The following is a 20,806-nucleotide window of genomic DNA, read 5'->3' on the forward strand; positions in this document are numbered from 1 at the left end:
GTACTACTTGCTCGCGGGAGCCCCGCCCTCGACGTCGCCCTTGGCGCCGCCGTCCTTGGTGAGCGTCAGCGGCTTGTCCTCGACCGGCTCGGCGTCGGCGTCCTCGGCCTCCGGCTCGGCCAGCTCGTCATCGGCGGGGCGACCGTTGATGATCGCGTCGTACTCCTGGGGCTCCAGGACAGCGGCGATCGCGCTCTTGGTGAAGTGGGTGACCACGCCGGGCGCGATCTCCAGCTCGATGGTCTCCTCGTTGATCGCCTTCACCGTGGCGTACAGGCCGCCGATGGTGCGCACCCCCGCCCCTGGCTCCAGCGAGGTCTGCATCTGCTGCATCTGCGACTGGCGCTTCTTCTGCGACCGGAACATGAGCACGATCGCGATGATCGGGAGGAGAAGGATGATGAAGTTCACTGCAGCCAGGGTCCTTTACGGGCCGCCGACCGGCGGCCTGTGTGGTATTGGTCGGCCCGTCAGGTGAGCGGGGCGGTCCGGCGGAGTCTAGGCGACCCCGAACTGATCGGACAACGCCAAGCATCGCATCCTGCCGCCGAAAGTGGCGACCCTCCGCCTGCACAGTTTCCCCGGCTTCGCCCCCGGCTCGCACCCGGGCCACTCACCGGGGCGGTGCATCGGACGCCTCCCGGGAACCGTCGGGCGGCGATCACCCGTTCAGCCCTCGTCGGCCCGGAAGAGTTCGGATTGCGCGGGCACGGCGCCCCGGGTGGTCTGGATCGGCGGGGTCAGCCCGAGGTGCTGCCAGGCCGCCGCGGTGGCGATCCGGCCGCGCGGGGTCCGGGCGAGCAGGCCCTCGCGGACCAGGAAGGGCTCCGCCACCTCCTCGACCGTCTCGGACTCCTCCCCCACCGCGACCGCAAGAGTCGACAAACCGACCGGCCCGCCGCCGAACAGCCGCAGCAGCGCGGTCAGCACCGCGCGGTCCAGCCGGTCCAGACCGCGGGCGTCCACCTCGTAGACGTCCAGCGCCCGGGCGGCGATCTCGACGGTGACCTGGCCGTCGTGCCGCACCTGCGCGAAGTCGCGGACCCGGCGCAGCAGCCGGTTGGCGATGCGCGGCGTCCCCCGCGAGCGGCCGGCGATCTCGGCGGCGCCGGCCGGGTCGATCTCCACGTCCAGCAGGGTGGCCGAGCGGCGCACCACCCGTTCGAGCTCGGCCGGGGCGTAGAACTCCATGTGCCCGGTGAAGCCGAAGCGGTCGCGCAGCGGGGGCGGCAGCAGGCCGGCCCGGGTGGTGGCGCCGACCAGGGTGAAGGGCGGCAGTTCCAGCGGGATGGCGGTGGCGCCCGGGCCCTTGCCGACGATCACGTCGACCCGGAAGTCCTCCATCGCCATGTAGAGCATCTCCTCGGCCGGACGGGACATCCGGTGGATCTCGTCGAGGAAGAGCACCTCGCCCTCGGCGAGCGAGGAGAGGATCGCCGCGAGGTCCCCCGCGTGCTGGATCGCCGGGCCGGAGGTGATCCGGATCGGGGCGCCCAGCTCGGCGGCGATGATCATGGACAGGGTGGTCTTGCCCAGCCCGGGCGGCCCGCTGAGCAGCACGTGGTCGGGCGCGCTGCCGCGCTTGCGGGCCGCCTGGAGCACCAGGGACAGCTGCTCGCGCACCCGCTCCTGACCGATGAACTCGTCCAGCAGCTTGGGGCGCAGCGCCGCCTCGACCGCCTGGTCCTCCCCATCGGCGGCGGCCGTCACCAGCCGGTCGCCCGGGTCCGAGTCGTACGGACTCATCAGCACATGCTCCAAAGTCGACAAGAGGACAGATCGCCAGATGGCTTTAGCGGGATCGGTTGAGGCCGCGCAGGGCGAGCCGGAGCAGTGCGCCGACGTCCGGCGTCTGCTGGGCCTCCGCCTCGGGGGTGACGGCCACGACCGCCTCGTCCGCCTCGCGCGGAGCGTAGCCGAGACCGGTCAGCGCCGAGTGCAGCTGCTCGCTCCAGGGGGCCGGACCGCTCGCGATCGGCTTCTGCGCCGGCACCGCGCCGTGCGGGGCGCCCAGCTTGTCCTTGTACTCCAGCAGCAGCTTGGCGGCCTTCGCCTTCCCGATGCCGGGCACGGCCACCAGCGCCTTCTCGTCGCCGCCGGCCACCGCGGCCCGCAGCGCGTCGGGGCTGTGCACCCCGAGGATCGCCTGCGCCAGCTTCGGGCCGACGCCCGGCGCGGCCTGGAGGATCTCGAAGACGGCGCGCTCGTCGTCGTCCGCGAAGCCGAACAGGGTCAGCGAGTCCTCCCGGACCACCAACGAGGTCGCGAGCCGGGCGGGCTCACCCAGCCGGAGCCCGGCCAGCGTGTTCGGCGTGCACTGCACGGCCATGCCGACCCCGCCGACCTCGACCACGGCGAGTCCGGAGGAGATGGCCGCCACGGGCCCTTGCACGAAGGCGATCACCGGCTGCTTCCTTTCAGGGGGGTGGCGCGGGCCGCCCGTACCGCGGCTTCCAGGCGGTTGACCGCCCCGCCGCGCCAGATGTGGCAGATGGCCAGCGCCAGCGCGTCGGCGGCGTCGGCGGGCTTGGGCGGGGCGTCCAGCCGCAGCAGGCGCTGCACCATGGCCGTGACCTGCGCCTTGTCGGCCCGGCCGGAGCCGGTGACGGCGGCCTTGACCTCGCTCGGGGTGTGCAGGGTGACCGGGATGCCGCGCCGGGTGGCGCAGAGCATCGCGACCGCGCTGGCCTGGGCGGTGCCCATCACCGTCCGGACGTTGTGCTGGGCGAACACCCGCTCGACGGCGACCAGCTCCGGCTCGTGCTCGTCGAGCCAGGCCTCCATGCCCTGCTCCACCAGCAGCAGCCGCCGCCCGATCTCCTCCTCGGCGGGGGTGCGCACCACGCCGACCCCGACCATCCGCAGCGGCCGCCCCGGCGCACCCTCGACCACGCCGATCCCGCACCTGGTCAGCCCCGGGTCCACGCCCAGTACCCGTACCACAGCCCCGCCTCTCGTTGATCGCCGCTCGCCTCCGGGCGCTCCGGCCCGGGCAGGCCCTCCGGCCCACGGCGGGCGACCTGCGAAGGCTACCGTCCGGGTCCGACAGCGCCCGCAAAGACACCGGCCCGGCGGTCGGGAGACCGCCGGGCCGGGGAGTGAGAACGATCACTCGGCGTCGAGCTGCGCACCGACCTCGTCGGAGATGTCGAAGTTGGCGAAGACGTTCTGCACGTCGTCGCTGTCCTCCAGCACGTCGATCAGCTTGAGGATCTTGCGGGCGCCGTCGACGTCCAGCTCGACCTGCATGCTCGGGAGGAAGTTGGCCTCGGCCGAGTCGTAGTCGACACCGGCGTCCACCAGCGCGGTGCGCACGGCGACCATCTTGGTGGCCTCGGAGACGATCTCGAACGCGTCGCCGAGGTCGTTGATCTCCTCGGGCTCCTGGTCGAGGACGACCTCGAAGAGCTTGTCCTCGTCCACGCCGTCAGCCTTGGGGACGATCACGACGCCCTTGCGGGTGAACAGGTACGACACCGAGCCCGGGTCGGCCATCGAGCCGCCGTTGCGGGTCATCGCGACGCGCACGTCGGAGGCGGCGCGGTTGCGGTTGTCGGTGAGGCACTCGATCAGGACGGCGACGCCGTTCGGGCCGTAGCCCTCGTACATGATCGTCTGGTAGTCGGCGCCGCCGGCCTCCAGACCGCCACCGCGCTTGACGGCGCGGTTGATGTTGTCGATCGGGACCGAGCTCTTCTTCGCCTTCTGGATGGCGTCGTAGAGGGTCGGGTTGCCGGCCGGGTCGGAACCGCCGGTGCGCGCCGCCACCTCGATGTTCTTGATCATCTTGGCGAAGAGCTTGCCGCGCTTGGCGTCGATCACGGCCTTCTTGTGCTTGGTGGTAGCCCACTTAGAGTGGCCGGACATTCGCCAGCTCCTTTACGTCGCCAAAGGGAAATGAAACAGATGAGATCTTACCGGTGTCGTCACCGGAAAGGCGCACACGGTCAGCGCCGTCCCAGGTGCTCCTCGACCATCGCGACGAAGTAGGCGTGCACCCGGTGGTCGCCGGTGAGCTCCGGGTGGAAGGAGGTCGCCAGCAGGTTGCCCTGGCGCACGGCCACGATCCGGCTCTCCGGACCGTCCGCGGCGGGCAGCTCGGCCAGCACCTCGACACCCGCGCCGACGCCCTCGACCCAGGGGGCCCGGATGAAGACGCCGTGCACCGGCGCGTCGCCCAGGCCCTCGAAGGCGACACCGGACTCGAAGGACTCGTTCTGGCGGCCGAAGGCGTTGCGGCGCACGGTCATGTCGATGCCGCCGACGGTCTCCTGGTCGTCCCGGCCGTCCAGGATCTTGTCGGCCAGCATGATCATGCCCGCGCAGGTGCCGTACACCGGCATCCCGGCGGCGACCCGCTCGCGCAGCGGGTCCATCACGCCGAACAGCAGCGCCAGCTTGGACATGGTGGTGGACTCCCCGCCGGGGATCACCAGCGCGTCGACCTCGGCCAGCTCCTCGGCACGGCGCACCGGGCGGGCGAGCGCGTCGGCCTCGGCCAGCGCGACCAGGTGCTCGCGGACGTCACCCTGGAGGGCGAGGACGCCGATGACTGGAGTGCTCACGGTCTTCAACCTCGTTCGATCGTTCTACGGATGTACGTGACGCGGCCCGCCGCGCGCCAAGGCGCTGCGGCGGGCCGGCACAGGGGGCGACTACCAGCCGCGGTTGGCGTAGCGCTCGGTCTCCGGCAGGGTGTCGCAGTTGATGCCGACCATGGCCTCGCCGAGGTTGCGGGAGGCGTCCGCGATGATCTTCGGGTCGTCGAAGAAGGTGGTGGCCTTCACGATGGCGGCGGCGCGCTTGGCCGGGTCGCCCGACTTGAAGATGCCCGAGCCGACGAAGACGCCCTCGGCACCGAGCTGGCGCATCAGCGCGGCGTCGGCCGGGGTGGCCACGCCACCGGCGGAGAACAGCACGACCGGCAGCTTGCCGAGCTCGGCGACCTCCTTGACGAGCTCGTACGGAGCGCGCAGCTCCTTGGCGGCGGCGTACAGCTCGTTGTTGTCGAAGCCGCGCAGCTTGGCGATCTCGTTCTTGATCTGGCGCAGGTGGCGGACCGCCTCGACGACGTTGCCGGTGCCGGCCTCGCCCTTCGAGCGGATCATGGCCGCGCCCTCGGCGATGCGGCGCAGGGCCTCGCCCAGGTTGGTGGCGCCACAGACGAAGGGGGTGGTGAAGGCCCACTTGTCGGAGTGGTTGACCTCGTCGGCCGGGGTCAGCACCTCGGACTCGTCGATGTAGTCGACGCCGAGCGACTGGAGGACCTGGGCCTCGACGAAGTGACCGATCCGCGACTTGGCCATCACCGGGATGGAGACCGCCTCGATGATCTCCTCGATCATGTTCGGGTCGGACATCCGGGCCACGCCGCCGTCCTTGCGGATGTCGGCCGGAACCCGCTCCAGCGCCATGACGGCCACCGCGCCGGCGTCTTCAGCGATCTTGGCCTGCTCGGCGTTGACCACGTCCATGATCACACCGCCCTTGAGCTGCTCGGCCATGCCGCGCTTCACCCGGGCGGTACCGATCTGCGGCTGGTCTGCGGTGGTGGGGGTGGTGGACACGTGAGACCTCACTCGAAGATGAACCAGTGCTATCGCCCTATGGTAGGCGGAACGGGTGACGCAACCATGCGCCACCAAGTCCAGCCCGGACGACGGGATGCGACAAACGGGCCGTATCCGAGCACAGCCTAGGCGGGTGCCCCTTCGGGCGTGAGCGCGGGCGGCGGAGCATCGTCCATCTCGAACGCCAGCGGGAACGGCGCCTTCCCCGCCAACCGGAAGTACCGCACCAGACGGTGCTCGCGCACCGCCCGGGCCGCCCGCACCGCGTCGTTGTGGAACCGGCGCGCCATCGGCGCCCGGCGCACCGCCGCCGTCAGGTCGCGCACCGCGTCCTCGCCGCCCGGCTCCGCCACCAGCGCCGCCACCTGCTCCGGCTCGGCGAACACCGCCCGCAGCGCCAGGCTCAGCTGGCTCTCCGCCACCTCACGCTGGTCGTCCTCGGCCTGCCGGGCCGCGTGCGCCGCGTCCAGCAGCAGCAGCGAGGCCGCCGGGTCCAGCAGCGAGGACGTGGCCAGCTCCATCGCCACCGAGGCCCGACGGACCAGCTGCGCGTCCAGCGCCGCCCGCGCGGCGTCGATCCTGGCGTGCAGCCGGTCCAACCGACCGGCCGTCCAACTCAGGTACATGCCGAACAGCACCACGGCCACGCCGGCCCAGATCCAGGTAGTCACGGGGCGCAACGCTACCGGGTGTCACCGGCTCAGCCCTCCGCGCTCGCGCTCCGGTAGGACCCGCGGTCGATGTCGGAGACGTTCACCGCGGTGTGCAGCCGGGTGCCCGGCGCCGGCGCGACGTGCTCGGCCAGCAGCGCCAGCACGCCCTCGCTGAGCGCCGCCTTCGCCTCCGGCGTACGGCCCGGGAAGATCTGGAACTCGACGTACACCTGCGCGGCGGCCCCCTCGCCCTCCCCCACCACGAAGTCGTCGTTCTGCCGGAACAGCGTCTTGCACGCCTCCGGCTTCGCGTCGATCGTCCCCACCGCGAGCCGGTTGATCGCCACGCCCAGCGCCCGGCGGTCGAAGGAGCCGGCCAGGCTCGGCGAGTAGTCGACGGAGATCTGCGGCATCGGTGCCCCCATGCGTCGTGCCCGAATACGGTCGACCGACCCTAACGCCGCCGGCACCCCGGAAAAGTCCCGGGCCGGCCGGGCTCGGTCCCGCGCTCAGTCCCGCGCCAGCCCGAACCGGCCGCGCCGGCCGCTGCGCACGTCCTCCTCGACCACCGCCGCGGCCCCCGCCGCCACCGTCTCGTACACCGCCAGGATGTCCGCACCGACCGTCGACCAGTCGAACCGCCGCACGTACCGCGAAGCGGCCTTGCTCAGCTCCCCCAGCCGCCCCGGATCGCCCAGCAGCCGCAGCGCCGCAGCGGCCAGCGCGTCCGCGTCCTCCACCGGGAACAGCTCGCCCGCGTCCCCGCCGTCCAGCACCTGCTTGAACGCGTCCAGGTCGCTGGCCAGCACCGGGGCGCCCGCCGACATCGCCTCGACCAGGATGATCCCGAAACTCTCGCCACCGGTGTTCGGCGCCACGTACAGGTCCACGCTGCGCAGCAGCCGGGCCTTGTCGCGGTCGCTCACCATGCCGAGGAACTCCACCTGCCGGCGCACCTCCGGCGCCAGGCCGGCGACGGCCTCCTCCTCGTCCCCCTTGCCCGCCACCAGCAGCCGCACGCCCGGCCGCTCGGCCAGGATCTTCGGCAGCGCCGCCAGCAGCGTCGGCAGGCCCTTGCGCGGTTCGTTGATGCGGCCGACGAAGCCGATCGTGCCCGGCTCCCCCGCCGCCGCACCACCGCGCCAGCGCTCGTCCGGCTCGGCGTCCGCGAAGAAGCCGACGTCCACGCCGTTCGGGATCACCACCGCGTCGCCGCCCAGGTGCTCCACCAGCGTCCGCCGGGCGTACTCCGACACCGCGATCCGCGCCCGCATCTTCTCCAGGCCGGGCTGCAGGATCGGCGAGGCCGCGATCATCGCCCGCGAGCGCGGGTTGGAGGTGTGGAACGTCCCCACCATCGGCCCGGACGCCGACCAGGCGGCCAGCATCGACACGCTCGGCGCGGCCGGCTCGTGCACGTGCAGGATGTCGAACCGGCCCTCGTGCAGCCACCGCCGCGTCCGCGCCGCCGACAGGACGCCGAAGCTCAGCCGCGCCACCGACCCGTTGTACGGCACCGCCACCGCCCGCCCGGCACCGACCACGTACGGCGGCAGCGCCTCCTCGTCCTCGGCCGGCGACAGCACCGAGACCTCGTGGCCCAGACCGATCAGGTGCTCGGCCAGGTCCCGGATGTGGAACTGCACCCCACCGGGGACGTCCCAGTCGTACGGGCAGACGATGCCGATCTTCACGGGTTCCTCATGCTCCTTCGGGTACTCCTGCTGTCCGGGATCAGGCCCCGGAGGCCTCGGCCGCCGGCTCGCCGGCCGGCTCCGGCGCGGCCGCCCGGGCCGCCTCGGAGTGCGGCGCGGCCGCCTCCTCCACCGTCTCACGGACCGGGAGGTCGGCCAGCCAGAACCGCTGCAGCATGTGCCAGTCCTCGGGGTGCTCGCGGATCGCCTGCTCCCACACCTGCGCCAGCGCCTGCGTCATCGCCTGCGTCCGCTCCTTGCGGTCGCCCTCCTGCGGCACCGGCACCTCGGGGTGGATCCGCGCCCGCATCACCGGGCCGTCGTACCAGAGCGTCACCGGCAGCAGCGCCGCCCCGGTGCGCTGGCACAGCGCCGCCGGACCGGCCGGCATCCGGGTCGCCTCCCCGAAGAACGACACCTCCACGCCCGCCTCCGAGAGGTCCCGGTCCCCCACCAGGCAGACCAGTCGGCCCTCGCGCAGCCGTCGCGCGAGCGTGCCGATCACGTTCACCCCGCCCCCGGTCAACGCCAGGACCTCCATGCCCTGGCCCTCCCGGAACTCCACGAACCGGTCGAACAGCCGCTCCGGCTTCAACCGCTCCGCGACCGTGGTGAACGGGAAGCCCAGCTGCGCCACCCAGGTGCCCGCCAGGTCCCAGTTGCCCATGTGCGGCAGCGCGATCACCGCGCCCCGACCTGCCTCGATGTGCTCTCGCAGGTTCTCCAGGCCCTCCGACCGGACGTCCCGGGCCACCCGCTCCCGGCTCCAGACCGGCAGCCGGAACGACTCCATCCAGTACCGCAGGTACGAGCGCATCCCGGCCCGGGACAGCGCCCGCAGGCCCGCCTCGTCCAGCCCTGGACGGACCCGGCGCAGGTTCGCCTCCAACTGGAGCACCCGCTTGCCGCGCCGGCGCCAGGCGTAGTCCGCCAGCCGGTCGAACAGGCCCCGCGCCACCCGCTCCGGCAGGTGCTTCAGCACCGCCCAGCCCAGCGCGTACGCCCAGTACACCAGTCGGTCCGTCACCGCAGGACGCCCCCCATCAGCTCCCGGCCGCCGCTCGGTCGGCCTCGAACGCCTCCCGGCGCACGGTCAGCATGCGCTGGAACACCGTCACCAGACTGCCCACCGCCACCAGCCACAGCGCCACCGGCAGCAGCCACTCCACGTACGGCACCCCGAACTTGTGCAGACCCGCGACCCCGGCCGCCACCAGGCTGGCCACCAGCCGCTCGGCCCGCTCCACCAGCCCCGACACGTCGCACGGCAGCCCCTGGCTCTGCGCCCGCGCCTTGGTGTACGACACCACCAGCCCGCTCGCCAGGCAGCAGATCGCCACCGCGCACAGCAGGTTGTCGTCACCCTTGCCCGCGTACCACATCGCCAGACCACCGAAGATCGCCGCATCCGCGACCCGGTCCAGCGTGGAGTCCAGGAACGCCCCCCACCTGGTGCTCCGGCCCAGCTGGCGGGCCATGTTCCCGTCCACCAGGTCCGAGAAGATGAACAGCGTGATCGTGATGGTGCCCCAGAAGAACTCCCCGCGCGGGAAGAACACCAGCGCACCGGCCACCGAACCGGCCGTACCGATCAGCGTCACGGCGTCCGGGCTCACGCCCAGCCGGATCAGGAACGCGGCGAACGGGGTCAGAACACGTGTGAAGAAGGCACGCGCGTATTTGTTGAGCATGGCCTTCCCGACCGCTCCGATCTCCCTGGTACCCGCCTGGCGCAACACGCGCGGCAGACGGCCGGACGGATCAGCCCGTCCGGCCCACCCATCGTAGCCAGGCCGGAGGCACGCTCCGTCGCACGCACCGCCCGACGACACCCCGGCCACGTCCCACACACGGACGGTCACCGCCCACCCGTACGACACGCGCCGCCGCAGCACCCGCACCTACACTTTCGAAGGACAGCCCCGGCGCGACGGGAGGAGACCCCGATGCCCGACCGCAGCACGGCACGAGCCGCCCAGGCGCCCGCCGTCACCGCCCCCCGGGACCTGCGCAACGTCGTCCTCATCGGCTCCAGCGGTGTGGGCAAGACCACCCTCTCCGAATCCCTCGCCCTCGCCTCCGGCGCCACCGGCCGGGCCGGTCGCGTCACCGACGGCACGACCGTCTCCGACCACGAGGACATCGAGCACCACCAGCAGCGCTCCGTCCAGCTCTCGCTGCTCCCGCTCGAATGGAAGGGCGTCAAGATCAACCTGATCGACCCGCCCGGCCACCCCGACTTCACCGCCGACCTGCGCGCCGCCCTGCACGCCGCCGACGCCGCCGTCTTCGTCGTCTCCGCCACCGACCCCGTCACCGCCCCCACCCGCGCACTCTGGCGCGAGTGCGCCGCCGAAGGCATCCCGCGCGCCATCGCCGTCGCCAAACTCGACCTCGCCCGCACCGGCTTCGACGACATCCTCACCGCCTGCCACGACGCCTTCGACCTGGGCCCCGACACCCTCCGCCCGCTCTTCCTGCCCGTCCTCCACGACGGCCGCCCCGACGGCAGCGTCGACCTGCTCACCGGCGACACCTACGGCCGGGCCACCCCGCTGCCCGACACCGGGCCCGCCCACGACAGCCTCGTCGAGGCCATCTCCGGCCAGGACGACACCCTCATGGAGCGCTACCTCTCCGGCGACACCCTCGACACCGACGCCCTCGAAGCCGGCCTGCGCCGCGAAGTCCTCGGCTGCGCCCTCCACCCCGCCGTCCCCACCAGCGAGAACGGCCTCGGCGCCACCGAACTCCTCGACCTGATCGTCCACACCTTCCCCGACCCCAGCGAACGCACCCGCCCAGCCCCCGACTGCGACCCCGACGCCCCGCTCGCCGCCCAGGTCGTCCGCGTCACCGGCGACACCTACGTCGGCCGGATCAGCCTGCTGCGCCTGTACGCCGGCACCCTGCGCCCCGACACCCGCATCCACCTCGCCGGCCCCGCCCACAGCGCCGACCAGAACGGCGACGAACGCGTCACCGCCCTCAGCAGCCCCTTCGGCAAGCTCCAGCGGCCCGTCCCGCACGCCGTCGCCGGCGACCTCGTCTGCATCGCCAAGCTCACCACCGCCCGCGCCGGCGACACCGTCCACGACCCCGGCCACCCCGTCGACCTCGACGGCTGGAGCCTCCCCGAGCCCCTGCTCCCGATCGCCGTCGAAGCCCACAGCAAGGCCGACGACGACAAGCTCTCCCAGGCCCTCACCCGCCTCACCGCCGAGGACCCGGCCCTACGCCTCGAACAGAACCCCGCCACCCACCAGCTCGTCCTCTGGTGCACCGGCGAGGCCCACGCCGAGGTCGTCCTCGACCGCCTGCGCACCCGGCACGGCGTCCACGTCGACACCGTCGAACCCCAGGTCGCCCTCCGCGAGACCTTCGGCACCGCCGCCGCCGGCCACGGCCGGCTCGTCAAGCAGTCCGGCGGCCACGGCCAGTACGCCATCTGCGACCTGGAGGTCGAACCCCTCCCGGCCGGCTCCGGCTTCGAGTTCCAGGAGCACGTCGTCGGCGGCGCCGTCCCCAAGCACTTCATCCCCTCCGTCGAGAAGGGCCTGCGCGCCCAGCTCGCCAAGGGCGTCGCCACCGGCCACCCGCTCGTCGACGTCCGGGTCACCCTCACCGACGGCAAGGCCCACTCCGTGGACTCCTCCGACGCGGCCTTCCAGGCCGCCGCCGCCCTCGCCCTGCGCGACGCCGCCGAACACGCCGTCATCCGGCTGCTCGAACCCGTCGCCGCCGTCACCGTCCTGCTGCCCGACGACTACCTCGGCGCCGTCCTCGGCGACCTCTCCGCCCGCCGCGGCCGCGTCCTCGGCACCGAGACCGGCGGCCCCGGCCTGACCCTGCTGCGCGCCGAGGTCCCCGAACTCGAACTCGTCCGCTACCCGGTCGACCTGCGCTCACTCACCCACGGCACCGCCGAGTTCTCCCGCGCCTACCTGCGCCACGAACCCATGCCGACCGCCCTGGCCACCCGCTACACCGACTGAGCGCCCTGGCGCCGAGGCAGCGCGCACGCCGCCGTACCCCCCGGCATCCGGTGCCGGTTGCGCGCCACCCAGCGGTACGCCAGGCCCGCCACCGGCCGCACCGGCGCCGACGCCAGCACCGCCCCCAGGTACGCCCACGCGCCGCCCGAACGCATCAGCAGCCGCGCCACCGCCTGCGCGCCCCCGTACACCCGGCCCGCCGGCGTCACCCACAGCACCTCGCGCTCGGCCCGCTCCGCGGTCACCTCGCCCCGCCCGCCCGCGCGCGTGTCCAGCGCCGCCAGGTCCTCGAACTGGAACGGCACCGCGTCCCAGCCCCCCGAGGCCAGCGTCTGCCGCAGGTAGCGCTCCGCCCACCGCACGCAGGACGAGCAGAACGAACAGTCCCCGTCGAACACCAGCACCGGATCCATCGCCTGGGCTCCCTTCCTCGCCGTCACGGCCATCCTGCCCCACCCCGACGACCCGCCGCAGACCGGGTATCGACCAGCCCGAAGCTGGGCATCATGCCTCTCAAGCCCGGGCGCGGCCCGATCGTGACGGCACTTCAGACGATCATGCGCGCGGCGACACCACGGCACGATAACCTGCCGCTGACAAGGGGAGGAGGGGACGCCACCGTGACCACACTCGACATGACTCCGGGTGCGCAGATACCCCGCACCGACGCCGGGCCGCAAACCGGAGTCACCCCGGCGCTCTCCTCGGTCGCGTACCGCGACGGCAAGATCGAGGACTTCGTCGGCAAGGTCACCACCGCGACCCACAAGAAGCCCCGGTTCAAGCTCTTCGAGGCGAACCTCGGCGAGGCGTTCAGCGCCGCCGTCATCTCCCGCACCGTCGGTGCCGGGCGCAAGCCGATCGTGCCCTCGTTCGGCACCGACACCCGCCAGATCGTCGAACACTGCCTGGCCGCACAGGAGTTGCGGGCCGCACGGGACCGCAAGCTCACCGTGGTCACCGTGCTCTTCGGCCTGCTCGCCCTGCCCGGCACCCTGATCTGGATCGGTGCGTTCTACCTGCGCATCTACCTCATGAAGGGCAAGGCCCTCCAGGACGAGCTCTACGGCGCCCTCGCGCTCCTGGCCGCCGCCGTGGTCTCCGTCCTGTTCCTCGTCAAGCCCCCCGTCAACGGCCCGCTCGGCATCTACCTGCGCGTCGCCATGATCCCGCCGATCATCGGCGGGATCCTCGCCCGGCGCATCGTGCTGCGCTCCACCAAGGAGCTCCGCGAACGCTGGCTCGCCCTCGCCGAGGGCAGCTCCGTCGCCGCCACCGTCTCCAAGGCCGTCCCCCGCGACGACCTCGACAAGAAGGCCGTCGACCTGCGCGACAAGCTCGCCCGCATGGAGGCCGAGCAGGAGACCAACGTCCAGCACTACGCCGGCCCCAAGGGCATCCTCGGCGTCGGCAAGCGCTGGGGCGAATGGCGCCTGGTCGACGTGATGCGCCCCGCCGCGGGCCACTCCGACTTCCGCGCCTTCCACCCCTGGGACCTCGTCCGGAAGATCTCCTCGCACCTCAAGGGGCTCGCCGTCAGCGAGGTCGCCAACAGCGGGATGACCAACATCACGGTCAAGCAGTGGGCGGTCCTCGAAATCGGCGAGAACGCCGACGAGATCTCCCGCCCCGGCAACGCCGACATGGACGGCGACCGGATGCGCGACTTCGCCCTCCAGACCATCGCCGACAAGCAGACCTTCGCCGGCGGCGGTCCCCGGCACTACCTCGCCACCCAGTTCATCACCTTCGACGGCAAGCTGATCATCACCTTCACCGTCACCGTCACCCTGCTCGCCAACACCCTCACCGTCACCGTCGCCGGCTACGCGCTCGGCCCGGTCAACGGCGTCTTCTCCGACAAGCCCTCGGCCAAGGAGAAGACCGTCCAGAAGACCGGCAAGTTCTGGGAGGAGCGCACCGTCAAGCTCCCCCTGATCGACAACGACGAGGTGGTCCGCCAGGCCCTGCGCGCGCCGCTCACCCGCGCCCCCGGGCTGCTCTCCTGGCTCGGCGGCGGCCTGGGCCTGCCCGAGCCGTTCGGCTTCCGGCACGCCTGGGCGAGCCCGCCGTGGGGCAGCCGGTTCATGACCGACAACGCGCTCAACGCCTCCGTCCCGGTCCTCGGCGCCGTGCACGCCGCCACCCTGGAGTTCCTGGAGGAGCACGACCTGGACACCGACCGCTTCAAGAACCGCGCGTCGATCATCAAGTCCGAGGCCCAGGGCACCCGCCCGTACAAGGTCGACCAGTTCGAGTAACCCCGGCCCGCGCACGCCGGAGGGGCCCGCCACCGACTCAGCGGTGACGGGCCCCTCCGGCGTTCCCGATCAGTCCTGCGGCCAGGCCTCGGCCAGCATCTTCCGGGTGTCCGCCAGCAGTTGCGGCAGCACCTTGGTGTGGCCGACCACCGGCATGAAGTTGGTGTCCCCGCCCCAGCGCGGCACCACGTGCTGGTGCAGGTGCGCCGCGATCCCGGCACCGGCCGCCGTGCCCTGGTTCATCCCGATGTTGAACCCGTGCGCCCCCGAGGCCGCCCGCAGCGCGGTCATCGCCCGCTTGGTGAAGTCGGCCAGCTCGGCCGTCTCCGCCTCGTCCAGGTCGGTGTAGTCCGCGACGTGCCGGTACGGGACCACCATCAAGTGGCCGCCGTTGTACGGGTACAGGTTCAGCACCGCGAACACGGCGCTGCCCCGGGCGATGACCAGCCCGTCCTCGTCGCTCAGCGAGGGGATCGAGCAGAACGGACAACCGTCGTCCGGAGCCGGACCGGTGGGCTTGTTCTCACCCTGGATGTACGCCATCCGATGGGGGGTCCACAGGCGGCGGAAGCCGTCCGGCTCCCCGACGCCCCGCTGCAGTTCCGGCTCAGTCGTCATGCTGATCAGCATATTCGCCCAGCGCTGCTTGCAAAGCCGCGCGGGGCGGACTCATGAAGAGCCCGCCCCGCGCACCCCCGCCAGGGCGGGGCCAATGCCGATCCACCTGGACTTCAAGCTTCCGGAGCGCGGAAAACCCCCGGTTCATGCGGGGCCAACGTCACACCTGGATACGACGCGCCACAGCGTCAACGATCTCAGCGATCGCCTGGTCACGGGGTACGCCGTTCTTCTGCTCGCCGTTGCGGTAGCGGAAGGACACCGCGCCCGCCTCGACGTCGTCGTTGCCCGCGATCAGCATGAACGGCGTCTTGGACCTCTGCGCGTTGCGGATCTTCTTCTGCATGCGGTCGTCCGAGGTGTCCACCTCGACCCGGATCCCGTGCTTCTTCAGCTCGGCCGCGACCTCCAGCAGGTACGGCACGTGCTCGTCGGTGATCGGGATGCCCGTCACGGTGACCGGGGCCAGCCACGGCGGCATGGCGCCGGCGTAGTGCTCCAGCAGCACCGCGAAGAACCGCTCGATGCTGCCGAACAGCGCGCGGTGGATCATGACCGGCCGCTGACGCGAGCCGTCCGCCGCCGTGTACTCAAGATCGAAACGGATCGGGAGGTTGAAGTCGAGCTGGATCGTCGACATCTGCCAGGTCCGGCCGATCGCGTCGCGTGCCTGGACCGAGATCTTCGGGCCGTAGAAGGCCGCGCCGCCCGGGTCCGGCACCAGCGGCAGCCCCTGCTTCTCGGCCACGCTGGCGAGGACGGCGGTGGCCTCCTCCCAGGTCTCGTCCGAGCCGACGTACTTGACCGGGTCCTTGGTCGACAGCTCCAGGTAGAAGTCGGTCAGACCGTAGTCGCGGAGCAGGTTGAGCACGAAGGTCAGCGTCGAGTCGAGCTCCTCCGCCATCTGCTCGCGGGTGCAGTAGATGTGCGCGTCGTCCTGCGTGAAGCCGCGGGCGCGGGTCAGGCCGTGCACGACGCCGGACTTCTCGTAGCGGTACACCGTCCCGAACTCGAAGAGGCGCAGCGGCAGTTCACGGTACGAGCGGCCGCGCGCGTCGAAGATCAGGTTGTGCATCGGGCAGTTCATCGGCTTGAGGTAGTAGTCCACGCCCTCGTCGAGCTGCATGGGCGGGTACATACCGTCCGCGTACCAGTCGAGGTGGCCGCTCTTCTCGAAGAGCTTCCCCTTGGTGGCGTGCGGGGTGTAGACGAACTCGTAGCCCTCTTCCTCGTGCCGCTTGCGCGAGTAGTCCTCCATCGCCCGGCGGATGATGCCGCCCTTGGGGTGGAAGACGGCGAGGCCGGAGCCGATCTCCTCGGGGATGGAGAAGAGGTCCAGCTCGTTGCCGAGCTTGCGGTGGTCGCGCTTCTCGGCCTCGATCAGGAAGTCGAGGTGGGCCTTGAGCTCGTCCTTGGTCGGCCAGGCGGTCCCGTAGATGCGCTGCAGCATCGGGTTCTTCTCGCTGCCGCGCCAGTAGGCGGCCGCGTTGCGCATCAGCTTGAACGCCGGGATGTACCGGGTGCTGGGCAGGTGCGGGCCGCGGCAGAGGTCGCCCCAGCACTGCTCGCCGGTCTTGGCGTCCAGGTTGTCGTAGATGGTGAGCTCGCCGGAGCCGACCTCGACGTCGGCGCCCTCGCCGGCGGTGGCGGCGGAGCCCTTGAGGCCGATCAGCTCCAGCTTGTACGGCTCGGCGGCCAGCTCCTCGCGGGCGGACTCGTCGGTGACCACGCGGCGGGAGAACTTCTGCCCGCGCTTGATGATCTCCTGCATCCGCTTCTCGATGGCCTTGAGGTCATCGGGGTGGAAGGGCTTCTCGACGTCGAAGTCGTAGTAGAAGCCGTCCTTGACCGGCGGGCCGATGCCGAGCTTGGCCTCGGGGTAGAGCTGCTGCACGGCCTGCGCCATGACGTGCGCGGTGGAGTGGCGCAGGATGTCCAGGCCGTCCTTGCTGCCGATCGCGACCGGCTCGACCTCGTCGCCGTCCTGGACGGCGTACGCGAGGTCCTTGAGCTGGCCGCCGACGCGGGCGGCGATGATCGAGCGGTCGTCGGCGAAGAGCTCGGCGGCCGTAGTGCCCGTGGTCACCACGCGCTCTTCCCGATCGGGTTCGCGGTTGATGATTACCCGGACGTCCGTCACCGGTCTCTCCTGACGTGCTGGATTCAGAGGACGCAACACTGCGCTGCGCGTGACGATGGTACCGAGCGCGTCGACCCGGCCGCGCACCTACGCCCCCTCCCCCCCTTCCCCGAGGCCTCCGTCGAGCTCTTCGCCGAGTTCTTCGCCGAGTCCCTCCCCGAGGGACTTCAGCAGCCGCTCGCGGTCGGCGTCCTCCCAGCCGCACAGTTCCAGGCCCTGCGGCCGGGTGAGCCGGCGGAAGCCGCCGCGGCTCTCCAGCCGGCCGGCGACCCGGACCGGCAGGCCCGCGAGGTGGGCCTCGGCGGCGAGCCGGTAGTCGGGGTCGGGCAGGCGGAGCTTGAGTTCGCGGACTTCGGCGCCGCCGAGGACGCGCAGCCGCACCGCGCCCGGTCCGGCCGGGTCTGCGCGCTTGAGCCGGACGACCACGCCGACGACGGTGACGGCGACGGCGGGCTCGATCCGTTCGAGCAGTTCGGCGGCCTCGGTCAGGGCGGGCAGGTCGCCGGGCGAGAAGTCGAGGACGACCCGGCGGTCCCCGAAGCCGCCCGGGGTCCCGGCGGCGGCGGACCAGGCGACGGTCAGCCTGGTCGCCGTCGCGCCGCGGACCAGGTCCTCGACGGACTGGACGAGTTCCCGGCTGACTCCGGCCTGGACGGCGTTCTCGAAGGCCTCGGGCCCCCCGCTGACCCGGCGGTAGTCGACGGCGTCGCGCAGTGCCTCCAGGGCGCGGACCAGGGTGGTGACGGCGGCCCGGCCCTCGGGCGCGGGGGTGTAGGCGGTGAGGGCCGCGCCCTGCTCGACGACCAGGACGCGGTCCAGGAAGTCCCCGGCGTGGGCGTCCAGCCGGGCGCCGAAGTAGGCGGCCGTGGCCCGGCCGGCCTTGGCCCCGGCGGCGAGCATCGCGCGGGCCGCCCGTTGGAGCCGCTCGGCGTCGTCCCAGGTGGCGGCCTCGGCGGGGCCGGCCGGCTCCCGGTGCCAGCGCAGTTCGTCGCCGGGGACGGCGAGTGCGAGCAGGATGGCGCGGGCGGACGGGGTGGAGGAGCGGGACAGCGCGGTGACGGCGTCGGCGAGGAGGTCGACGGCGTCGTCGAAGCCGTCCCCGGCGGGGACGAGGACGCTGGTGCCGGACTCGTCGTCGGGCGGCGTCCAGCGGCCGTAGCGGGCGGCGGGGCCGCCGCGCCGGACCCAGCCGTGCCGGGCGAGCAGGGTGGCGAGCACCGCCGGGTCGACGGCGGCGGGGTCGGGCAGGGCCTGGACCGGCTCGCCGGGTGCGTGCGGCGGTGTCATGGGTGCTGCTCCTCGCTGCCGGGGGCCGGGACCGGGGCGGGCGGTCACGGGCTGCCACCCGCGCCGACCCGGGCCATGATGTCGCAGAGCGCGCGGTCGTCGAAGACCTTGCCGGTGGGGACCCGCACGTTGGTGCGCCGCTGTCCGGTGACCGGGTGGCCGGCCAGGTTGACCCAGTAACAGCAGTGCCGCAGTTCCAGCGCGTCCGGGCGGGCGTGCAGCCAGCGGTCGACCCGCCGCGGCAGCAGCATCACGACCAGGATGCGCGGCACGGCGACCCTCGCCCGGGCGAGCTTGCGCAGGTGGTCGTTGTCGAGGGTGAAGCTGAAGAACGGCCCGGTCGGATCGGCCGCGATCTGCTGGGTGGCCTTCAGCTGGATCTTGATGGTGACCTCGTCGTCCACCTCGTGCGCCCGGGAGCCGTGGCTGACCTGCCAGTCGATCCCGTTGTCCGGGAACGGCTGGGAGAGCGAGCAGCCGGCCGCGGCGGCGACCGCGTGCAGGTAGCCGACCTGCAGCGTCTCCATGCAGGCGGTGACCGCCAGGTTCCCCCGTAGAACGGCCGCCGCTCCCTCGGGCTGCGGCTGCGTCAGTGCCATCGCCCCGTGGCCTCCCCCTGCTCCGGGCCCGTCCGGATCGGAACGACGGGCCCACGGGCAGGATCCCCGGTCGGGCTTGCGCCAAACGGTTGAACGGGTGTCAGAACCGGGTATCAACCGGGCGCGCGGAACGCTCGCCTGAGGGGCAGTCATGCAGCAGCACTGGTACACCGGCCCACTCGCCTCCTTCGACACCGAGACCACCGGAGTGGACGTCGAGACCGATCGGATCGTCTCGGCCGCCCTGGTCGTCCAACTCGCCCCGGGTCGGCCGGTGCAGACCACCACCTGGCTCGCCGATCCGGGCGTCCCGATCCCGGACGGTGCCCGGGCGGTGCACGGCATCACCGACGAACACGCCCGGACGCACGGGCGCCCGGTCGGCGCGGTGGTGGCGGAGGTCACCCGCGCGCTGGCGGACCAGGCGAGGGCCGGGCGCCCGGTGGTGGTGATGAACGCGCCGTACGACCTGACGCTGCTGGACCGGGAGCTGCGCCGCCATCACGGGCTGACGCTGACCGACGGGGTGGGCACGGCCGGGCTGGTGGTGCTGGATCCGCGGGTGCTGGACAAGCACGTGGACCGCTACCGCAAGGGCCGTCGGACGCTGACCGACCTGTGCGCGCACTACGGCGTGGAGCTGGCCGGGGCGCACGACGCGGCGGCGGACGCGACGGCGGCGCTGGCGCTGACCCGGCGGATAGGCGCCCGCTACCCGGCGGCGCTGGGCGGGCTGACGGCGGCGGAGCTGCACCTGCGGCAGGCGGTCTGGCACGCGGCGCAGGCGCGGGGGCTGCAGAACTGGTTCGACCGGTCGGGGACGCCGGAGCGGGTGGACCTGTCCTGGCCGCTGCGGCCGGCCCGGTGCGGCTGCGGCCGCCGGCTGGAGCCCGAGCACGGCTGCGAGGCGGCGGCGTAGCGGCGGCCGGCGCATGCCCGCGAGCGCCGGCCCCGAACGCGCCGCAGGCCCTGACCGGTTTCCTGGTCAGGGCCTGCGTGCTGTCCGGTGGGCGATACTGGGATCGAACCAGTGACCCCTTCGGTGTGAACGAAGTGCTCTCCCGCTGAGCTAATCGCCCGGGCAACGAGAAGAACAGTAGCACCATTTGGCGGTCGTCGTACAACTCGCCCCTTCCGGGTACTGCTGGCGCATCCGCAGAACTCGCGCTCCACGCGGAAGATGACTGAGCCTCAGCCGCATTCCGGATGGCTCTTCGGATGGATTCCGGAAATACACGTGAGGCCCAGCCGATAATCGGCTGGGCCTCACGTATCACAATGCATTCCGGTGGGCGATACTGGGATCGAACCAGTGACCCCTTCGGTGTGAACGAAGTGCTCTCCCGCTGAGCTAATCGCCCGGGTGCAGGGAAAACATTACCGCATCCCGGAGGGTGGTCCGAACACCCTGGTCACGGCGGCCCCCGGCCCCGGGCGGCTCAGCTCTCGCCCGCCGTCCAGGGGACGGCCAGGCCGTAGCGGGCGAAGTACCAGCCGCCGATCCCGACGACCGCGGCGAGGCCGATGGCGGTGACGGTGAGGTTGCGGCGACGCACCCGCGGGTCCATGGCCCGCCGGGCGGCCTCGGCGACCTTGCGGCGGCTCCACCGCAGCACCAGCCGGGCCCAGTCGAACTCGGTGGCCCAGACCCCCATGCCCAGGAAGATCACCACCCAGCCGGGGCCGGGCAGCGGCAGCATGATCACGCCGAGGACGACCACGGCGAGGCCGGCCAGGAAGATCGCCACCTGCCAGGTGAGGTGCAGCGGCCGCGAGCGGCGGACGAACGCCGGGGCGCGGGAGCCGGCCGCGTCATCCGACGTGACCGGTTCACCCGATCCCGTGTTCTTGGCCGTCTTGTCGTTTCGCACAGTCATGCCAGGAAACTAACCAAGAAGCGGCCCGGTAATGCCCGACCGGGCCACTCCGGGATGATTCCGCAATGCGCCGTAAGGGGTACGACTCGCGCCCGAATCGGGACAGAGGGGT

Annotated in this window: 21 protein-coding genes and 2 tRNA genes; 3 read left to right on the forward strand and 20 right to left on the reverse strand. The window is 72.2% G+C overall.

The features are described from left to right. Window positions 1-3 precede the first annotated feature (3 nt). The 12 genes from yajC to pgsA all read right to left on the reverse strand — a co-directional run bounded on the left by yajC (window position 4) and on the right by pgsA (window position 9,608). Complete coding sequence (gene yajC / locus ACFWPT_RS31885) at window positions 4-411, reverse strand: preprotein translocase subunit YajC (RefSeq protein ID WP_380377211.1); 408 nt, start codon at window positions 409-411, stop codon at window positions 4-6. Between the two features lie 258 nt (window positions 412-669). Continuing rightward, the gene (gene ruvB, locus ACFWPT_RS31890; RefSeq protein ID WP_063346807.1) at window positions 670-1,746 is read right to left on the reverse strand and encodes a Holliday junction branch migration DNA helicase RuvB; all 1,077 of its coding nucleotides are present in this window, start codon (window positions 1,744-1,746) and stop codon (window positions 670-672) included. Between the two features lie 46 nt (window positions 1,747-1,792). Next, window positions 1,793-2,404 carry a Holliday junction branch migration protein RuvA gene (ruvA, locus tag ACFWPT_RS31895; protein WP_063346808.1) on the reverse strand — a complete coding sequence of 204 codons (612 nt, stop codon included), beginning with the start codon at window positions 2,402-2,404 and terminating at the stop codon, window positions 1,793-1,795. Then, a complete protein-coding gene (gene ruvC, locus ACFWPT_RS31900; RefSeq protein ID WP_380486020.1) occupies window positions 2,401-2,943 on the reverse strand; it encodes a crossover junction endodeoxyribonuclease RuvC in 543 nt (180 codons plus the stop codon). Before ruvC ends, ruvA begins: the two co-directional genes overlap by 4 nt. A gap of 165 nt (window positions 2,944-3,108) precedes the next feature. Further along, window positions 3,109-3,867 carry a YebC/PmpR family DNA-binding transcriptional regulator gene (locus tag ACFWPT_RS31905; RefSeq protein WP_063346810.1) on the reverse strand — a complete coding sequence of 253 codons (759 nt, stop codon included), beginning with the start codon at window positions 3,865-3,867 and terminating at the stop codon, window positions 3,109-3,111. Between the two features lie 80 nt (window positions 3,868-3,947). Then, complete coding sequence (gene pdxT, locus ACFWPT_RS31910; protein ID WP_063350971.1) at window positions 3,948-4,565, reverse strand: pyridoxal 5'-phosphate synthase glutaminase subunit PdxT; 618 nt, start codon at window positions 4,563-4,565, stop codon at window positions 3,948-3,950. A 90-nt stretch (window positions 4,566-4,655) separates the two neighbouring features. Then, the gene (pdxS, locus tag ACFWPT_RS31915; protein WP_063346811.1) at window positions 4,656-5,567 is read right to left on the reverse strand and encodes a pyridoxal 5'-phosphate synthase lyase subunit PdxS; all 912 of its coding nucleotides are present in this window, start codon (window positions 5,565-5,567) and stop codon (window positions 4,656-4,658) included. Window positions 5,568-5,695: 128 nt separating this feature from the next. Then, window positions 5,696-6,196 carry a hypothetical protein gene (locus ACFWPT_RS31920; RefSeq protein ID WP_063350972.1) on the reverse strand — a complete coding sequence of 167 codons (501 nt, stop codon included), beginning with the start codon at window positions 6,194-6,196 and terminating at the stop codon, window positions 5,696-5,698. A 74-nt stretch (window positions 6,197-6,270) separates the two neighbouring features. Next, window positions 6,271-6,636 (reverse strand): isomerase, encoded by a 366-nt coding sequence (locus ACFWPT_RS31925; protein WP_363583066.1) that lies wholly within the window; start codon window positions 6,634-6,636, stop codon window positions 6,271-6,273. A 96-nt stretch (window positions 6,637-6,732) separates the two neighbouring features. Further along, the gene (locus ACFWPT_RS31930) at window positions 6,733-7,917 is read right to left on the reverse strand and encodes a glycosyltransferase family 4 protein (RefSeq protein ID WP_063346813.1); all 1,185 of its coding nucleotides are present in this window, start codon (window positions 7,915-7,917) and stop codon (window positions 6,733-6,735) included. Window positions 7,918-7,957: 40 nt separating this feature from the next. After that, entirely contained in the window at window positions 7,958-8,944 is a 987-nt protein-coding gene (locus ACFWPT_RS31935; protein WP_380486023.1) for a phosphatidylinositol mannoside acyltransferase, read from the reverse strand. A 16-nt stretch (window positions 8,945-8,960) separates the two neighbouring features. Beyond that, a complete protein-coding gene (gene pgsA, locus ACFWPT_RS31940) occupies window positions 8,961-9,608 on the reverse strand; it encodes a phosphatidylinositol phosphate synthase (protein ID WP_363583060.1) in 648 nt (215 codons plus the stop codon). Window positions 9,609-9,863: 255 nt separating this feature from the next. Here pgsA and ACFWPT_RS31945 point away from each other — a divergent pair, with 255 nt between their 5' ends. Beyond that, window positions 9,864-11,912 carry an elongation factor G-like protein EF-G2 gene (locus ACFWPT_RS31945; RefSeq protein ID WP_380486026.1) on the forward strand — a complete coding sequence of 683 codons (2,049 nt, stop codon included), beginning with the start codon at window positions 9,864-9,866 and terminating at the stop codon, window positions 11,910-11,912. Here ACFWPT_RS31945 and ACFWPT_RS31950 read toward each other — a convergent pair. After that, a complete protein-coding gene (locus tag ACFWPT_RS31950; protein WP_380486039.1) occupies window positions 11,900-12,325 on the reverse strand; it encodes a thiol-disulfide oxidoreductase DCC family protein in 426 nt (141 codons plus the stop codon). The genes ACFWPT_RS31945 and ACFWPT_RS31950 overlap by 13 nt on opposite strands. Window positions 12,326-12,532: 207 nt before the next feature. On the opposite strand from ACFWPT_RS31950, the gene ACFWPT_RS31955 reads away from it, so the two are divergent. Further along, a complete protein-coding gene (locus ACFWPT_RS31955) occupies window positions 12,533-14,173 on the forward strand; it encodes a hypothetical protein (RefSeq protein WP_363372807.1) in 1,641 nt (546 codons plus the stop codon). 69 nt (window positions 14,174-14,242) lie between these two features. Here ACFWPT_RS31955 and ACFWPT_RS31960 read toward each other — a convergent pair whose 3' ends face one another. The 4 genes from ACFWPT_RS31960 to ACFWPT_RS31975 all read right to left on the reverse strand — a co-directional run bounded on the left by ACFWPT_RS31960 (window position 14,243) and on the right by ACFWPT_RS31975 (window position 18,817). Then, window positions 14,243-14,803, reverse strand: a complete 561-nt coding sequence (locus ACFWPT_RS31960; RefSeq protein WP_380486028.1) for an HIT family protein — start codon at window positions 14,801-14,803, stop codon at window positions 14,243-14,245. Between the two features lie 148 nt (window positions 14,804-14,951). Beyond that, window positions 14,952-16,931 carry a threonine--tRNA ligase gene (gene thrS / locus ACFWPT_RS31965; RefSeq protein WP_380486030.1) on the reverse strand — a complete coding sequence of 660 codons (1,980 nt, stop codon included), beginning with the start codon at window positions 16,929-16,931 and terminating at the stop codon, window positions 14,952-14,954. An 87-nt stretch (window positions 16,932-17,018) separates the two neighbouring features. Next, window positions 17,019-18,218 (reverse strand): hypothetical protein, encoded by a 1,200-nt coding sequence (locus ACFWPT_RS31970; RefSeq protein ID WP_380377229.1) that lies wholly within the window; start codon window positions 18,216-18,218, stop codon window positions 17,019-17,021. Between the two features lie 44 nt (window positions 18,219-18,262). Next, window positions 18,263-18,817 (reverse strand): DUF4365 domain-containing protein, encoded by a 555-nt coding sequence (locus ACFWPT_RS31975; RefSeq protein WP_063346819.1) that lies wholly within the window; start codon window positions 18,815-18,817, stop codon window positions 18,263-18,265. Window positions 18,818-18,968: 151 nt separating this feature from the next. On the opposite strand from ACFWPT_RS31975, the gene ACFWPT_RS31980 reads away from it, so the two are divergent. After that, the gene (locus tag ACFWPT_RS31980; RefSeq protein WP_380377232.1) at window positions 18,969-19,736 is read left to right on the forward strand and encodes an exonuclease domain-containing protein; all 768 of its coding nucleotides are present in this window, start codon (window positions 18,969-18,971) and stop codon (window positions 19,734-19,736) included. Window positions 19,737-19,824: 88 nt separating this feature from the next. On the opposite strand, the gene ACFWPT_RS31985 is transcribed toward ACFWPT_RS31980, so the two are convergent. The 3 genes from ACFWPT_RS31985 to ACFWPT_RS31995 all read right to left on the reverse strand — a co-directional run bounded on the left by ACFWPT_RS31985 (window position 19,825) and on the right by ACFWPT_RS31995 (window position 20,694). Beyond that, a tRNA-Val gene (locus ACFWPT_RS31985) sits at window positions 19,825-19,896 on the reverse strand. A 210-nt stretch (window positions 19,897-20,106) separates the two neighbouring features. Next, window positions 20,107-20,178 (reverse strand) — tRNA-Val (locus ACFWPT_RS31990). A 78-nt stretch (window positions 20,179-20,256) separates the two neighbouring features. After that, entirely contained in the window at window positions 20,257-20,694 is a 438-nt protein-coding gene (locus tag ACFWPT_RS31995) for a TIGR02611 family protein (protein ID WP_063346821.1), read from the reverse strand. Window positions 20,695-20,806: the final 112 nt, after the last annotated feature.

Source organism: Kitasatospora sp. NPDC058478 (assembly GCF_042720345.1).
In the GTDB taxonomy this organism is placed as follows: Bacteria; Actinomycetota; Actinomycetes; order Streptomycetales; family Streptomycetaceae; genus Kitasatospora.

Bases quoted from the DNA above. Each gene is read 5' to 3' on its own strand.
- ruvB (WP_063346807.1), bottom strand. From the start codon at position 1,746: ATGAGTCCGTACGACTCGGACCCGGGCGACCGGCTGGTGACGGCCGCC.
- ACFWPT_RS31905 (WP_063346810.1), bottom strand. From the start codon at position 3,867: ATGTCCGGCCACTCTAAGTGGGCTACCACCAAGCACAAGAAGGCCGTG.
- ACFWPT_RS31920 (WP_063350972.1), bottom strand. From the start codon at position 6,196: ATGTACCTGAGTTGGACGGCCGGTCGGTTGGACCGGCTGCACGCCAGG.
- ACFWPT_RS31925 (WP_363583066.1), bottom strand. From the start codon at position 6,636: ATGCCGCAGATCTCCGTCGACTACTCGCCGAGCCTGGCCGGCTCCTTC.
- pgsA (WP_363583060.1), bottom strand. From the start codon at position 9,608: ATGCTCAACAAATACGCGCGTGCCTTCTTCACACGTGTTCTGACCCCG.
- ACFWPT_RS31945 (WP_380486026.1), top strand. From the start codon at position 9,864: ATGCCCGACCGCAGCACGGCACGAGCCGCCCAGGCGCCCGCCGTCACC.
- ACFWPT_RS31950 (WP_380486039.1), bottom strand. From the start codon at position 12,325: ATGGATCCGGTGCTGGTGTTCGACGGGGACTGTTCGTTCTGCTCGTCC.
- ACFWPT_RS31960 (WP_380486028.1), bottom strand. From the start codon at position 14,803: ATGCTGATCAGCATGACGACTGAGCCGGAACTGCAGCGGGGCGTCGGG.
- ACFWPT_RS31970 (WP_380377229.1), bottom strand. From the start codon at position 18,218: ATGACACCGCCGCACGCACCCGGCGAGCCGGTCCAGGCCCTGCCCGAC.
- ACFWPT_RS31975 (WP_063346819.1), bottom strand. From the start codon at position 18,817: ATGGCACTGACGCAGCCGCAGCCCGAGGGAGCGGCGGCCGTTCTACGG.
- ACFWPT_RS31980 (WP_380377232.1), top strand. From the start codon at position 18,969: ATGCAGCAGCACTGGTACACCGGCCCACTCGCCTCCTTCGACACCGAG.
- ACFWPT_RS31995 (WP_063346821.1), bottom strand. From the start codon at position 20,694: ATGACTGTGCGAAACGACAAGACGGCCAAGAACACGGGATCGGGTGAA.